The 14,922-nt window shown below is 53.3% G+C and carries 11 protein-coding genes; 5 read left to right on the forward strand and 6 right to left on the reverse strand.

Going from position 1 to position 14,922, the window contains the following annotated elements; genetic code table 11:
• Position 1 precedes the first annotated feature (1 nt).
• Positions 2 to 1,639: a SusD/RagB family nutrient-binding outer membrane lipoprotein gene (locus J7I43_RS23995; protein ID WP_209148538.1), complete on the reverse strand. Its 1,638-nt coding sequence runs from the start codon at positions 1,637 to 1,639 to the stop codon at positions 2 to 4.
• Positions 1,640 to 1,650: 11 nt separating this feature from the next.
• Positions 1,651 to 4,746: a SusC/RagA family TonB-linked outer membrane protein gene (locus tag J7I43_RS24000; RefSeq protein ID WP_209148539.1), complete on the reverse strand. Its 3,096-nt coding sequence runs from the start codon at positions 4,744 to 4,746 to the stop codon at positions 1,651 to 1,653.
• A gap of 322 nt (positions 4,747 to 5,068) precedes the next feature.
• Here J7I43_RS24000 and J7I43_RS24005 point away from each other — a divergent pair, with 322 nt between their 5' ends.
• Positions 5,069 to 5,905 carry a sugar phosphate isomerase/epimerase family protein gene (locus J7I43_RS24005; protein ID WP_209148540.1) on the forward strand — a complete coding sequence of 279 codons (837 nt, stop codon included), beginning with the start codon at positions 5,069 to 5,071 and terminating at the stop codon, positions 5,903 to 5,905.
• Positions 5,906 to 5,952: 47 nt separating this feature from the next.
• Here the strand turns inward: J7I43_RS24005 and J7I43_RS24010 are convergent, their stop codons facing one another.
• The 3 genes from J7I43_RS24010 to J7I43_RS24020 are packed head-to-tail and all read right to left on the reverse strand — an operon-like array spanning position 5,953 to position 7,383.
• The gene (locus J7I43_RS24010; protein WP_209148541.1) at positions 5,953 to 6,354 is read right to left on the reverse strand and encodes a hypothetical protein; all 402 of its coding nucleotides are present in this window, start codon (positions 6,352 to 6,354) and stop codon (positions 5,953 to 5,955) included.
• Positions 6,355 to 6,363: 9 nt separating this feature from the next.
• Positions 6,364 to 6,777, reverse strand: coding sequence for a hypothetical protein (locus J7I43_RS24015; protein WP_209148542.1), 414 nt, complete (start codon positions 6,775 to 6,777; stop codon positions 6,364 to 6,366).
• Positions 6,778 to 6,816: 39 nt separating this feature from the next.
• Positions 6,817 to 7,383, reverse strand: coding sequence for a hypothetical protein (locus J7I43_RS24020; RefSeq protein WP_209148543.1), 567 nt, complete (start codon positions 7,381 to 7,383; stop codon positions 6,817 to 6,819).
• Between the two features lie 256 nt (positions 7,384 to 7,639).
• Here J7I43_RS24020 and J7I43_RS24025 point away from each other — a divergent pair, with 256 nt between their 5' ends.
• From J7I43_RS24025 to fabF, 4 genes are all read left to right on the forward strand, one after another.
• Entirely contained in the window at positions 7,640 to 8,464 is an 825-nt protein-coding gene (locus J7I43_RS24025; protein WP_209148544.1) for a DNA alkylation repair protein, read from the forward strand.
• A 207-nt stretch (positions 8,465 to 8,671) separates the two neighbouring features.
• Complete coding sequence (locus tag J7I43_RS24030; protein ID WP_209148545.1) at positions 8,672 to 11,362, forward strand: GH116 family glycosyl hydrolase; 2,691 nt, start codon at positions 8,672 to 8,674, stop codon at positions 11,360 to 11,362.
• Positions 11,363 to 11,455: 93 nt separating this feature from the next.
• Positions 11,456 to 12,010, forward strand: coding sequence for a TetR/AcrR family transcriptional regulator (locus J7I43_RS24035; RefSeq protein ID WP_209148546.1), 555 nt, complete (start codon positions 11,456 to 11,458; stop codon positions 12,008 to 12,010).
• A gap of 12 nt (positions 12,011 to 12,022) precedes the next feature.
• Positions 12,023 to 13,264: a beta-ketoacyl-ACP synthase II gene (gene fabF / locus J7I43_RS24040; RefSeq protein WP_209148547.1), complete on the forward strand. Its 1,242-nt coding sequence runs from the start codon at positions 12,023 to 12,025 to the stop codon at positions 13,262 to 13,264.
• A gap of 74 nt (positions 13,265 to 13,338) precedes the next feature.
• Here fabF and J7I43_RS24045 read toward each other — a convergent pair whose 3' ends face one another.
• Positions 13,339 to 14,898 (reverse strand): SusD/RagB family nutrient-binding outer membrane lipoprotein, encoded by a 1,560-nt coding sequence (locus tag J7I43_RS24045; RefSeq protein WP_209148548.1) that lies wholly within the window; start codon positions 14,896 to 14,898, stop codon positions 13,339 to 13,341.
• Positions 14,899 to 14,922 lie beyond the last annotated feature (24 nt).

A 14,922-nucleotide genomic window follows, 5' to 3' on the forward strand; every position in this document is an offset into this window, starting at 1 on the left:
TTTACGGTTTGTCCCACCAGATCGGCTGGTTGAGGTAGGTCGGTTTCGCAGCATCGGGATTGGCTTTCAACACCTGCTCGATGTTGTAGTTGATCTCGTAGCTGGCGACTGCAAACCTGCGGGGCCAGTCGGTCTGGTTCGGGTATGCTTCCACATACACGTGAGACGGGCGTTTGAAGCCTTTGTATACACCGGAGGCTTCGTTGTAATTGCCGGCGGCGTCTGTGCAGTAGTTCATGCGGCGCAGGTCTACCCACAGTTCGGGTGAGTACGACATCGCGATGTATTTCTGGATCATGATGTGGCTCATGGTGAGCTGCGCGGGATTTTGTACGATAGACGTGCTGAGGCTGAACTCGCCGATGGTGAGCGGACTAACGCCCATGAGGGACATATGCGACGCGATGCCTGCTTTATAGGCTGCAAGTGCTTCGATCGGGCGGTTGAGGCGAAGCAGCACTTCCGCTTTGATGAACTCCATTTCAGAAACCGTCAGCAGCAAGCCTTTTGCACCACGGGCGGTATACCAGGTGCCCGTGCTCTGTATGCGGTCTGACGATGAAGGCGCATAGGGTGTTTTACGCAGGGTCACGTAGATGGAATCTTTGTTGGAGAAGGAATTGGTGTTTGCGTTGTACGAAACGGCGGCCGGGCCTGTTTTGGGCAGGTCGCTGGTCATGTCTACCCCCTGGGTCCGGTAGAACATGTTGAATTTGTTCGTGGAACGGGGAATGAGCAGGTTGGCGCGCGGGTCTTCCATGTTATTGACGCCGGTGGGCGCACCGGTGTAGTTGTTCAGGATGTAATCCATGTACAGTTTGGTAAGCCTTGCGGTAGTACCGGTATTGGTGTACTGCAGGGCTTCCTTAGCTGCGCTGGGTACGGTTGGCCCTTCGTCGACGTATTGCATCACGGTGCTTTGCAACTCGTTTTGCGGGCCTTTGTTTGCTGCGTCCAATACGGCTTGTGCGTCGAAGTTGGCTTTTTTACTGGTGTGCAGCATGAAACGGGCTTTGAGGCCCCAGGCCAGGCGTATCCAGTTGTCTACTTTCCCTTTGTTGAGAATGTCCCCCTTCGCCAGCGGCGGCGCTATTGGGCCCTGTGTTTTCTGCAGATCGGCGATGGCTTCGTCCAGCAATGCCAGTACTTTACCCTGGATATATTCGGCTTCGTCGAACTTGGGCGTGAGGATGTCTTTGTTATTGAACTCATCGTAAGGCAACATACCATAAAAATCGGCGAGATAACCGAATCCCCATGCTTTGATGACTTTGGCCGCACCGATGTAATGCCATGCTTCCACTTTTTCGGCCGCGGTGATGAGCGGATCGATATTCACGGCAGTGTTTACGTACCAGCTTTGCCAGGGCCAATTGGCGCTGCTCACGTTGGAGTACCAGCGGGTAAGGTTCCAGTTGTTGTTGTTGGCGTACACCACGGCCAGCTGTTGGGATACAAAAGCGGCGCGGGTGCCTGCGCTTTCGTAGCCGTCAACGAACTGTGCGATCAATGGCGGGAGGCGCTGTTCCGCGGTAGGTACCGTGGAGTTGGCGCTGTTCGGGTTCTCGTTGATGTCCACCCATTTTTTACAGGAGACAAAAACGAGCGACAAACTTATATAACAGAGTATCTTTTTCATTACCGTAACTTTTAGAATTTAAGATTTAAACCAACCGCAAAGCCGGAGGTGGCGGGCACGCCGGCATAGTCGATCCCCACCGAGCCTGAGCCGATCACACCTGCGCCGGCAGCGCTGGTTTCAGGGTCCATGCCTTCATAGTTGGTAAACAACGCCAGGTTGGTGCCGGTAGCGGTGATGGTCGCGTCTTTCAGCCAGGGTATGCGGGTGAAGGCGGTCCTGGGCAGAGAATACGCGAGCGATACGGAACGCAGGCGCAACCAGTTCGTTTTCGTGATGAAGAACGGCGCATGGTTGGAATAAATGTCCCGGTAATACTTTTCACTAGCAATCACCGTTTTCGTTACCGGTTCGTATTTGGACGTGGCCGGGTTGAGGCTCATGCCGGTGAAGGTGATCTCGCTGCCCCTGTTTTCGGTGCGTTTGCTGAGACCATAGGCGGTGAGCAGGTACTCGGTACCGTTGTAGATGTCGCCACCCACGCGGAAGTCCCACAGCATGGAGAAATTAAAGTTCCGGTAGCTGAGGCTGTTGTTCAAACCGCCCAGCAGGTTAGGCTCGCGGTTGCCAACTGGCGTAGTGGTGAGGGTGGATGTAAGCGGGTAACCCGTAGCCCAGTCGATCAGCAGGTTGCCGCTTTCGTCGGTCTGCCATTTTGAACCGCTCAGGCCCATGAAGTTGCCTTTGTCGAAAGAGGCGGCTTTGGCATTGCCTACCTGTACATCAGTTACGTAAAGGATCGGCAGCGCGGCCGGGAGGTCTTTTACAACGCCTTTGTTGTGGCTCATGTTGAGCGACATGTTCCAGTTGAAATTTTTCCTTTTCACCGGGTTGGCGTTGATGGTTACTTCCACGCCTTTGTTTTCGATCTCGCCGGTGTTTACAAAGCTGAGGATGTATGCGGTAGCATTACTTACACGTGGCTGCAGGATCTGGTCCCTGCTGTTATTGATGTAATACGCCACATCCAGCCCAAGGCGGCCGTTAAGGAACCGCAGCTCGGCGCCAAACTCGGTAGAAGTAGTGGTTTCAGGCTTCAGGTCTTCGTTGCCACGCGTCCAGTAGTTACGGAAACCGCCGCCAATGGTCAGCTCAGGACCGAACAAATAAGTGGCCGTCTGGTACGGCGGTGCGTCTTTCCCCACCTGCGCCCAGGATGCGCGGATCTTTCCGAAGGAAAGGATGTTGCTTTTCGGTAGTATTTCCGTAAACACGAAACTGCCGCTAACGGAAGGATAGAAGAATGACTGGTTTTTTACCGGCAGGGTGGAGGAGATGTCGTTGCGGCCGGTAGCGCTCAGGAACAACATGTTTTTATACCCCACTCTTACATCGCCGTAAAAACCTGCAAGCCTTTTGCGGGTGATGGCCTGTGAGAAATACTGGTTCTCCTTCGCCGCGTTGTTGATGCTGATGAATTGCGGGATGGAGAAATTCTCCGCGCGGGCGGAATTGGATTTCACGTAGGAATCTTCCGTTGTAACGCCCGCTATCGCATTGATGTCCCAATCGCTGAACGTTTTGTGGAAGTTCAGCATGAAATTGGAATTGATGTAATTGTAATAGCGGTTGGTTTCAGACAACATCCCGTTCTGCCAGGCCACTTTTACGCTGGAACCGGGGGAAGTGAGGCTGCTGAACTGGGTGGTGTAATTATCCACGCCGAGCCTGTAGGTCGCATCGAGCCAGTCGGTGATCTTCAGGTTAACGTAAGCCGTACCGATAAAGCGGTTGGTTCTGTCTGACTGCGGATTTTTATAGATCAGCCAGTACGGGTTGTCTACATCGGTGTCCAGCGCAGCGTCCGGCAGCAGCCGGTGTTTGGTGCCATCGGGATTTAGCCAGAATGTCATATCGTCGTTACGCGGCCAGGCGATGATGCTTTCCATGTAACCTGTACCGTTTGAGCCCCAGAGGCCGCTGCCGGTAAGGGTTTTCCTGGTTTCGCTCACTGCGTACGATGCATTCAGGCCAAAGGTGAACCGGCCGATCTTCTGTTCGCCGTTAAAACGAACGGTGCTGCGGTCATAATCAGTGGTAGGCACAATACCGCCCTGTTTGAGATTGGAGCCTGACAGGAAAAAATTCCCGGTCTTGGAACCGCCGGAAATAGTGAAACTGTTGTCGAACGCATTGGCGGTTTTGAAGAAGTCGCCCATGTTGTCGTAGACCGGCTCGCCGGACTGGAACTTGTCGCCCCAGGAGCGGGAGGTCTGGTCCGTAAAAGTGCCGCTGTAATAGGAGCCTTGTTTGTATATGCTTTGCTGCTCGGGCAGGCGGTTCACCCAGTTAGCGATGTACCGGCTGGTAACGGAGCCCGTTACAGTGCCTTCCGCGCCTTTTTTGGTGGTGATGATGATGGCGCCCGCCGCTGCGCGGAGACCGTACAAAGCCGCCGCAGCAGGGCCTTTCAGTACAGAAATGCTTTCAATGTCTTCGGGGTTGATGTCCATCGCGCGGTTGCTGTTGGTGGTGGACAGGTTCACGCTGCCATCGAACGCGCTGTTGTCTCCCTGGCCGGTGGAGTTGTCCATCGGCATCCCGTCTATCACGAACAGCGGCTGGTTGTCGCGCTCAAGCGAAGTACCGCCGCGAATGATGATAGACGCGGAAGAACCGGGCGCGCCGCCGGAATTGGTGATGTTGAGGCCGGCGATCTTGCCGTTCAGCGAATTGATGAGGTTGGGGTCTTTGTTTTTCATCAGCTCTACGGCCTGGATGTCCTGCACGGAATAACCCAGCGCCTTCCGCTCTTTTTTGATGCCCATGGCCGTCACTACCACTTCGCTCAGCGCGCTTTCCGAAAGCTTCATGCTGAGGTTCACGGTGGCATTGGCGCCCACGGTCACCCGTATTGTTTCATAACCGATGAAGCTAAATTCCAGCACTTCCCCTGGAGAAGCCTGGATGCTGAAATAGCCTTTTACGTCCGTTTGGGCAAAACGGCTGTTGCTACCGGAAATCCTTACTGTAACGCCGGGCATAGGGGTGCCTTCTTCAGACAGTACGGTACCGGTGATGGCTTTTTGTTGCCGGGCAAGCAGCGCCTCTGGCAACATGAGCAGTACTAGCGACAATATCGCTAATAACCGGAGAGATCTTCTCATGTTTTGCTGTTTTTGTAATTGGAATAGATAAACTGGTTGACTAAGTGATTTGACCTTGGATTTTTGAAAAACTAGATTTTGATTTTGACTTTAAATTCGATTCGATTTTTTTAAGTGCATGGTAAATGCTATATCATAAGCGCAGCATTCCTATTCCTTTCAGAAAAAATATAAGGAGGGTCTCCGACATAAAGTCGCTTTATACAGTGTGATTGGAACAGTGCTACCAGATTTCCTACTAAGATAACTACCGGCCGTCAATATTTTTAAGAAAAAAATCAGAAAAATGACCAACTTGAGTCACCATCAAATCAGTTATAATATGTCTTCAAGAAGGAGCTTCCTGCGGAATGCCGCGCTGGGCGCGGTTGCAACTACCGTTTCCCCCATGCTGGGCAAAGCCGCGTTCACGCCCTATGCAGGGCCCGACAGCTTCCCCGTGGGAATGGCCGGGTACACTTTCGCTAAATTCGACCTGGACCAGGCCATCGTTATGATGAAACGCGTAGGCATCCAATTCATTTCCGTAAAGGATATTCACCTGCCGCTCAACAGCTCGCCCGAAAAAATCAAAGAGGTGCTTGATAAGTTTGCGGCGGCGGACATTAAAGTATACGCCGTAGGCGTGATCTATATGAAAACCGAAAAAGCGGTGGACGACGCATTCGCATACGCCAAACGCGTAGGCGTGCCGCTGATCGTGGGCGTGCCCAATCCCGAACTGCTGGATTATACGGAAAAGAAAGTGAAGGAGTACGACATCCGTATCGCCATTCATAACCACGGACCGGAAGACAAACTTTATCCCGGCCCGAAAAACGTATACGACCTCATCAAAAACCGCGATCCCCGCATCGGCATCTGCCTGGACATCGGGCATGCCATGAGGGCGGGCGAAGAGCCGGGGAAAGCCATCCGGGAATACAAAAGCCGGATTTTCGACCTGCACATCAAAGATGTGACCGTGGGGTCCAACAAAGGCAAAGCAACGGAGATCGGCCGCGGCGTGATCGATTTCGCGGGACTGATCAAATCCATGCAAAAAATAAAATTCGCCGGCGTCGCCAGCATCGAATACGAAAAAGACATGAGCGATCCCTTGCCGGGCATCGCGGAATCAGCGGGCTTCTTCAGGGGAGTGATCAAAACGCTGGCATAAAATCGCACGTTATCCGAAAATCCCTTCCGGTATGCCGGGAGGGATTTTTATTTTTTGATGAGGCGCATGATGCCGGTAAGCTGATAGGTTTCATCTTCCCTTGAGCTTGTAAATTCATAAAAGTCTTCGCCCGTCCGGGTGATTTTTGTTCTTAGTCGCACATTTTTCCGTTCAGCGACAACAGAATCGGGATCGGCTGGGTCCGCCGAAATATATTTCAATTCATATTCGCAGGGAGTAATCCAACGAACGGCAAAGGTGCCGATCTTCCCGGTGCTATGGTCGATTTCCTTCTGAATGGAATCTTTGCGTATCATCGTCCATCGCCTCTCTGAATCGGTTGCTTTGTACGAAAATTCTCCATTTCTGAACCTTTGACAATCGACCTGCTGTGGCGCATTGTTACAGGCTGCAATCAGGCAGATCGAAATGATTGCCGGGTAACGCATAGAACGATTTTAGTTTTTTTTCAAGATACGCATACGGCTGCTGAGGGCAATGTCGTCCTTCTCCGTCGGAACGATCGTAAATTCATAAAAATTCTCTTCCACGCCGGTGATCTTCACGTGCACCACTCTTTTTCTCCTTTCCACCACGCTGCTGCTCGTGTCTTCCGGTTGGGAATGAAGGTAACGCAGTTCGTACTCGCAGTCGTTGAGCCATTTTACAGACAGCGTATTGATCTGCCCGGAGTTGTGATTGATTTCCGTCTGGATGGAATCGTTCCTTACGATCGTCCATTTCTGGTCCGGCGCGATCTCGTTGCCGGCCATCTGGAATTCGCCTGTTTTTACTTTCCCGCAGCCTGATTTTTCCGGCGCAGTGCCGCAGGCCGTAAACAGGCAGATAAAAAAGATGCTGGAATAACGCATAGGGATCATTGTTGAGGCTTCAAGATAGAAAATTTTCCGTCAGGGATAAATGAAAAGCCGCAGGATGTACGAGATCTCGTACAACAGGAAAACGATCACCAGTATGCTGTGGAACCGCGGACTGTCCGTATACATCGCGATCATGCACAACACGAAATGCACGGCGTTGCGGATGGGATATTCCACTCCGAAATGATGATAATAATCGAGGCCTTTCATCAGCGTATCGACCACGTCCAGCGCATAACTCGCCCCCAGCAGCCCGAAGAACCATTTCCTGCGCGAATAAAAATAATCGCGGAAACCATTGTAATCCTTGAGATCGTCCGGGTACAACAAGGCGCATATCACGTAATATACGATGATGTAAACGATCACGAAAAAATACTCCGGGAAGTTCCAGTGCGTAATGCGGGTGAGGTGCCATTCCCACCACCAGAAATGCACCATGAGCAGGAAAATGTAAAAAGACCATACAAAATGCACCCAGTAGAAAGGGTTGCGGTCCGGGTGCTGCACCAGTTTGATCGCGCCGTTCAGCAACTGCCTGATGCTGAGGCCCAGCAATATCCCGAGGATCACTTTGATGTGGGCAAATGAATCCATGAAACGGTTTTTGGGTCAGGGTATATATAAAAATAAGCAAAACTGCTGTTCCCGCCATGGCCTCTTTTTTGATGAGCATGTCCCATGCGGCAGTTAAATTCTCCCGGCAATCCTGTGATCAGGCATAAATACACGGCGGGCCCGGGGCCGGTATAATACAACCGGCCATGTCGCGATCTGCCTTCAGAAAGACGTAATCATACCGCCTTCATCCGGCAAAGGAAACTTACTTTTGTAATGTTCCATCAAGCCCCTTATGAAAAAAACGAATACCGTTCCGAATAAAACAACGGCAAAAAAAGCAACGGAGCCGCGCGTTCCGAAGCTTTCCAAAACGCCGCCGGCGCCTGTTATCCGTACGCCCGATGTACCTGAAAAAACAACGGCCGATAATTTCATCAAAGCCATGCAGGAATACGTGTCGCCCGCGGAGCGCGAAAAACTGATGAAATATTTTAAGCAGGCAGGCCAGGACCAGTTCATCGGCATCCGCATGGGCCAGCTGTTCGCCCTCGCCAAAGCCTTTATCGGCATGCCCCCGGCGGAACTGGACAAACTTCTGCAAAGCCCGGTGCACGAAGTGCGGGCGGGCGCGCTCAGCATTATGGACAAACAGGGGCGCAGCAACAAAACGCCCGACAGCCGCCGGAAAGAACTGTACGATCTTTACCTCAAACGCCACGAACGGATCGATAACTGGGACCTGGTAGACCTTGCGGCGCAATTCGTGATCGGCCGGTACCTTATCGATAAACCCCGTACGATCCTTACCAAACTGGCGAAATCGAAGAACGAATGGGAACGCCGCACGGCCATTACCGCAACGGCTTATTTTATGCGGCAGGGCGAAGTGGAAGATACTTTCAAAATAGCCGCCATGTTGGTGCACGATCCGCACGACCTGGTGCAGAAAGCCGTGGGCGGATGGATCAGGCAGGCGGGGAAGGGCCGTCACCGCCGGGAACTGTTGCTTTTCCTGGACCGGTATGCCGCCACCATGCCCAGGGCCGCCTTACGCTATGCTATCGAGCACCTCAGTGAAAGGGAGCGGCAACATTACCTGGGCCTGAAACAAAAATAGCAGGGGCTCCTGCGATATTATTTTATCATTTTATACGGAGATATTGTTGAAAATTTTCGTTATAGCGGGAAACGCCTAATTTACTGAAGAATAAGTGCGTTATTGACCACGTTGTAACTACAGGAATTTCAAAAGATCTTAACCGGCACGCGAAAGCGTTTATTACGCTTTATTGTATCGATGATGAACAAACCCGAACTGGTAAATATGCATAGGAGAAAATTCATCACACAAACCGCAATATCCGCCGCAGGGCTGCTCAGCCTGCCGTTGCCGTCGTGGGCGAAGGGGATGTTCCCGGTGGCCGCGCCTTACCCGCTGCACAACATTCCCGCCGATAAAAAGCTGGACGTGGCCTGGGTGAGATCGTTGTACGAACGGGGACTGCCCACCGCTTACCTCAAAACGAAGAACGAGTTGCGTTACATCGGCATGCCCGCGGGCGGCCTGCACGCAGGCACTGTGTATCTTGGGGGCGACGGGCGGCTTTGGCTGTGGAGCATTTACAACGACGAAAGGGAAGGCATCGACCCGAAAACGGTGTTGTGGAATGACGGCGTTGCAGACAGGAAGATCCGCAACCGCGACGGCGCTTCGTATGTGGAGCCGGCTATTGCGGCGAACAAACGGGTGCTGGAACAGGGTTTTGCCGTGCTCATCGAAACGGGCGGGAAAAAAGTCGTGAAAGAACTGAAAGAAGAAGACTGGGACGAGATCATTTTCGAAGCGGCCTATCCTGTTGCGACGATCAGGTACATCGATAAAAAATTGCCGGTGGAAATTACCGCCAAGGCAGGCGGGATCTTCATTCCGCTGGATGCGGACAACTCTTCGCTTCCCGCGACTTTGTACGACATCAGCGTGCGCAACCACGGTAATGCGCCGGTAAAAGTAACGGTGGCTGGCTGGCTGGAAAACGGCGCGAAAAAAATCACCGCAAAAAAAGAAGAAGGAGAGAAACGGAATGCCGCCATCAGCGGTAAACAGTTCAGCGGTGTATTTTCCGATTTTAATTATACGACGCAGCCGGAAAAAACCGCGGCAGACGATGGCTCCACCTGCATCCTGTATCTTGGGGAAGGCGGAAAAGCCAATCCCGGCTCGGCTCCATGGCCGGTAACGGCGGGTTTTTTTGAAACGGAGGGAAAGGAGATGTTTTTGTCTGCTGCAGATGAAAAGGCGGTTGGCTGTGCATTTTCGCCATCGCAAACATTGGCGTCGGGAAAAACCTTACGCGCGAAATATGCGTTGAGCTGGCATTTTAATCATCCTTTCCCCAAACTGGAAAAGAAACTGAAAGACACCGGCGAAGGGTATTTCTACGGTACAAAATTCGCCACCGCGGCGGAGGTTGGAAAATACATCGCCGGCAACCCGCAGCTGTGGGAGCAAACCCTTCGCTGGCACGAAACGTACTACGATTCCACCCTGCCGCACTGGCTGCTGGAAAGGGCCCTGCTCAACATCGGCACGCTTGCCACGGCCAACACCTACCGCTTCGGCAGCGGCCGCTTCTGGGGCTGGGAAGGCGTGAACGCCTGCGAAGGCACCTGCACGCACGTGTGGCAATACGCGCAGGCCATGGGCCGAATATTTCCCGCGCTGGAAAGGGATTGCAGGGAACGTACCGACCTGGGCATCGCCATGGAAGAAAACGGCGGCATCATTTTCCGCGCGGAATACGAATCGCGCCCCGCGATCGACGGGCAGGCCGGCACCATTCTCCGCGTCTACCGCGAGCACCGGATGAGCGCGAACGACAGTTTCCTCCGCAAAAACTGGGCGCATACAAAAAAAGCCGTGCAGTTCATGCTGGCGCAGGATAAAAACGGCGACGGCCTTACCGACACACCGATGGAAAATACGCTGGACGCGGTGTGGGAAGGCGAGATCGCATGGATCGCGGGCCTGTGCATCGCGGCAGCGAAAGCGGCGCAGCATATGGCCGAAGAAATGAACGACGCCGCGTTTGCCGGAACCTGCAAAACCTACGTGGAAAACGGCTGCCGCAACATGGAAGAAAAACTCTTCAACGGCGAATATTTCATCCACCGGCCAGACGCGGTACAGGGCAGGAAAAAACTCGGCTCGTACAACACCTGTCATATCGACCAGGTGTACGGCCAGAGCTGGGCCTGGCAGGCCGGCCTTGGCCGCCTCTGGAGCCGCGAAAAAACGCTGTCTGCCCTGCGCGCCCTCTGGAAATACAACTTTACACCGGACGTGGGGCCTTACATCAAAACGCACACCGGCGGCAGGCCGTACGCAGTGGAAGGAGAAGGCGGGATGGTGATGAACACCAATCCGCACAACGAACCCAAACCTTTCGGCGAAAATGTGACCTGGCAGCTGGGGTATTTCCACGAATGTATGTCCGGCTTCGAACACCAGGTGGCCAGTCATATGATGGCCGAAGGCATGACCGTTGAAGCGCTGGTGCTCACAAAAATGATCCACGACCGCTACCATGCCGCCAAAAGGAACCCTTTCAACGAAATAGAATGCAGCGACCACTACGCCCGCGCGATGGCGAGCTACGGAACACTGATCTCCGCCTGCGGTTTCGAATACCATGGCCCGAAAGGGCACATCCGTTTTGCGCCGCGGTTACAAAACGGAGCGGCCTTTAAAGCGCCGTTCACCGCCGCCGAAGGCTGGGGCGCTTATTCCGTCAAAAAAAACGGTAATGTTTCGGAGCATACACTGGCTGTGAAATACGGCTCGCTGCAACTGAGCACGATCGGCCTTGGCGGAACGGCTGGCGGAAATGCCGCCGTAAAACTGGCGGGGCAGACGCTTAAGGCCACGGTCGAAAAAGATGCGGACGGCATGCGGCTGGTATTCCCTTCTCCCGTGCGTATTCGTGAAAACGAAACTCTGCACATTACGATCAGCTGAAAATAATACAACCGCTTCCGGCAGGGAGCGGTTTTTCTTTTATTTGTTTACTTACTACTAAGTAAGTAACTTGTGTACTTTAATGCGGTTCTTATGACTGAAACAAAAGATAAAATTGTGTCGCTGGCGGATAAGCTTATCCGGGTGAAAGGTTTCAACGCTTTCAGTTATAAAGATATCTCTGAGCCGCTGCAGGTGAAAAATGCGGCCATTCATTATCATTTTCCCACGAAATCGGAACTGGGGCTTGAAGTGGTGGAAAAAGAGATGCGCACGCTTGCGGAAAATACCGCCAAATGGAAAAAGCTGCCGGAAGACGAGCAGCTCAGTAAATTCTGCGGCGTGTTCCGCAAACATTGCAACCAGGGGAACGTTTGCCTGATGGGGTCGCTGGCGCCGGATTACGAAACGCTCAGCCCCGAAATGCAGGAGAAAGTGCAGCAAATGGCATCCGCCATTCTCAGCTGGATGACCCACTGCCTCGAACAGGGCCGCAAACACAAACGTTTCCGTTTTAAAGGCGACGCGGGCGACAGGGCGCTGCTCGTGATCTCCAATCTTCAATCCTCCCTTTTATTATCGCGCGTTCTGGGGCCTTCGGCGTTCAGCCGTATCAGCCGTCGGTTGCTGGAAGACCTTGGCGCTTAAAACTATCATACTATGAAAAGAATCGTTATTACCGGTTTGGGCGCTATCACGCCGCTTGGCAACAATGTGGCCGCGTTCTGGGAAAACCTCGTGGCGGGAAAAAGCGGTGCGGCCACCATCACCCGCTTCAACGCGGAAAAGTTCAGAACGCGTTTCGCCTGCGAGCTGAGGGATTACGATCCTTCGCTGGCCTTGGAAAAATCGGAGCTTCGCAAAACAGACCCGTTCACACAATACGCGCTTTCCGCTACCGCGGAAGCGATCGCCGATTCAGGACTGAACTTCGCGGCCATGAACCCTTTCGATACCGGCGTGATCTGGGGATCAGGCCAGGGCGGCATGCAAACCTTTGAAGAACAGGTGACCGAATACGTGGAAGGCGATTACAACCCGCGTTTCAGCCCCTACTTCGTTCCCCGTCTCATCACGAACATGGCTTCAGGCATGATCTCCATCAAATACGGGCTGATGGGCATCAATTATACGACCGTTTCCGCCTGCGCTACTTCCAACACGGCCATCATGGACGCGCTGAATTACATTCGCCTGGGCAAAGCCAAAGTGATGATCACCGGCGGTTCGGAAGCGCCCATAACGCCTGCGTCGATAGGCGGGTTTTGCGCGATGAAAGCCATGTCTGTCAGAAACGACGATCCCGCTTCTGCTTCCAGGCCGTTCGACGTGGCGCGGGACGGTTTTGTGATGGGCGAAGGCGCCGGCGCGTTGATCCTCGAAGAATACGAGCATGCCAAAGCAAGGGGCGCAAAAATTTATGCGGAAGTGGCCGGCGCGGCCATGACGGCAGACGCGTATCACATGACCGCCACGCATCCCGAAGGGCTGGGCGCTTACCAGGCCATGAAATCCGCGCTGGAAGACGCGGAACTGAATACGGAAGACGTGCATTATCTCAACGCGCACGCTACTTCCACCCCGGTAGGCGACCTCAGCGAGATCGCGGCCATCCGGCGCGTGTTCGGCGATAAAGCGCCGCAATTGCATATCAGCGCCACCAAATCCATGACAGGCCACCTGCTCGGCGCGGCGGGCGCCATCGAGGCGATCGCATCGGTTAAAAGTATTACGGACAACCTCATTCCTCCCACCATCAACACCACTGACCTCGACCCGCAGATACCGGCGGAATTGAAGATCGTGCTTGCATCCGCACATAAAAAGGAAGTGCGCGTGGCCATGAGCAATACCTTCGGGTTTGGCGGGCATAACGGCATCGTGGTGTTCAAAAAAGTATAGTGTCATTATTCATAAAAGAAAAAGGTTGCTTCCTTTCGGAGCAACCTTTTTTTATAGGGCACATTCAGAAACGGTCAATCTTTTAAGATCCACATCACTTCGTTCACATTATCCCCGTTGTTGTATTGGCGGCGGATGGCCTCGTCGAGATTTTTATTGTTATAGCTCAGCTCATTGGAAGGGTAGAGCCAGCGCACGGGAAACTGCGTGGTAGGCGTGTTCAGGTTCGTGCCGGAATTGAGCTTGAACACGGGGTAGCCGGTGCGGCGCTGCTCGTACCACGCGCTGTAGTTGCAGCCATGCAGGAAACCCGCGAGGTATTTTTGCGTGATGATCTGTTTCAGCTGGTTGTCTGTGCTGCCCGTCAGCGCATTGGCCGCAACATACCCCTGGATGTAGGCGTCGTCGATTTTCATATTGTGATGATAATCGGGTACATCGGGCGTGTAAAAAGCAGTGAACTTCATGGCGTTGGTGATGCCGGCCGCATAATAGTCCTGTGCGGGCGTGCCGGTAATCCAGCCTCTCAGCGCTGCTTCCGCCAACAGGAACTGTTGCTCCTGGTAGCTGAAAACACTTACCGGTTCTGCGTTTACAAGGTTTACGTACCGGTTGTTGAGGTCTGAATAATCTTTAGACACGCGCATGGACTGCAGGTCCGGAAAGGCATCGGAAGGTTCGGCGCCGAGGTATGCGTCCCAATCGGAAGGCGTTTTGCCACCGGCGATCTTTACCGGGGAAGGTTTGGCGTAATAGAACAGCCGGCGGTCTCCCATAGCTTTGAGCGGATCTATCAGCGTGGCTGAAAGCATGGTGTAGTTAGACTTTACGAAGGAGTTGCGGGAACCTGCCGGCACGTCGGACCAGGGATAGTTCTGACCGGCGGTGGCGTTGTAGGTCAGCGCGAAATTATCCGCATAGCTGCGCATCAGCGGCCGGTTGGCCACAATGTCCTTAAACCGCGCGATCACTTTCAGATCGGCATCGCCGGTCTTTTTCCAGAGCTGCATCAATACGTGCAGCTGGAAACTATTGGCGAGCCTGCGCCAGTTATCCGCTTTGCCGCCATAAACAGGGTCGCCTCTAAAATCGGCACCGGTGGAAAAGAGGATATCCGCGCTGTCCAGCTCGTTGATAATGCCCAGGAACACGCCTTTCTGCGCATCATAACGCGGCTGGATGATATTGTCTGATTCACCTTTGATGGCTTCGGAATACGGGATGTCGCCCACCTGCATGGTGGTCTGGTAAAACTGCCAGGCGCGTATGAAATGACCGAGGCCGCTGTAGGACCGGTGCAGCTCTTCGCTGCTGGCGGCATCTACCATGGGCTTGATATTACGCAGGAGGGTCAGCCTGTCAAAATTTGTTCTTCCCAAACGGTTGTACTGGAAGTTTTCCTGTCCTTCGCCCCAGGTGAGATATTTGCCCAGCAGGAACGGCTGCATAAAACCTTTGGTGTCGGAGATATTGCCTTCGGTGATGTTGAGGATCATATCCGTGGCAAGCATATCAGAACTGGCCTGCGTGGTCCTGTTGGGGTTGGTGTTGATCTCTTCGAATTTGGAACATCCCGTGCCAAACGTTACTGCCAGCGGGATGGAAAACATATATGCGAGTTTGCTGTATTTCATGTGTTGCTGTTTTGATGATGGATG

The sequence above is a fragment of the Chitinophaga chungangae genome, from assembly GCF_017742215.1.
Lineage (GTDB): Bacteria > Bacteroidota > Bacteroidia > Chitinophagales > Chitinophagaceae > Chitinophaga > Chitinophaga chungangae.

Bases quoted from the DNA above. Each gene is read 5' to 3' on its own strand.
- J7I43_RS23995 (WP_209148538.1), bottom strand. From the start codon at position 1,639: ATGAAAAAGATACTCTGTTATATAAGTTTGTCGCTCGTTTTTGTCTCC.
- J7I43_RS24000 (WP_209148539.1), bottom strand. From the start codon at position 4,746: ATGAGAAGATCTCTCCGGTTATTAGCGATATTGTCGCTAGTACTGCTC.
- J7I43_RS24005 (WP_209148540.1), top strand. From the start codon at position 5,069: ATGTCTTCAAGAAGGAGCTTCCTGCGGAATGCCGCGCTGGGCGCGGTT.
- J7I43_RS24010 (WP_209148541.1), bottom strand. From the start codon at position 6,354: ATGCGTTACCCGGCAATCATTTCGATCTGCCTGATTGCAGCCTGTAAC.
- J7I43_RS24015 (WP_209148542.1), bottom strand. From the start codon at position 6,777: ATGCGTTATTCCAGCATCTTTTTTATCTGCCTGTTTACGGCCTGCGGC.
- J7I43_RS24020 (WP_209148543.1), bottom strand. From the start codon at position 7,383: ATGGATTCATTTGCCCACATCAAAGTGATCCTCGGGATATTGCTGGGC.
- J7I43_RS24025 (WP_209148544.1), top strand. From the start codon at position 7,640: ATGAAAAAAACGAATACCGTTCCGAATAAAACAACGGCAAAAAAAGCA.
- J7I43_RS24030 (WP_209148545.1), top strand. From the start codon at position 8,672: ATGCATAGGAGAAAATTCATCACACAAACCGCAATATCCGCCGCAGGG.
- J7I43_RS24035 (WP_209148546.1), top strand. From the start codon at position 11,456: ATGACTGAAACAAAAGATAAAATTGTGTCGCTGGCGGATAAGCTTATC.
- fabF (WP_209148547.1), top strand. From the start codon at position 12,023: ATGAAAAGAATCGTTATTACCGGTTTGGGCGCTATCACGCCGCTTGGC.
- J7I43_RS24045 (WP_209148548.1), bottom strand. From the start codon at position 14,898: ATGAAATACAGCAAACTCGCATATATGTTTTCCATCCCGCTGGCAGTA.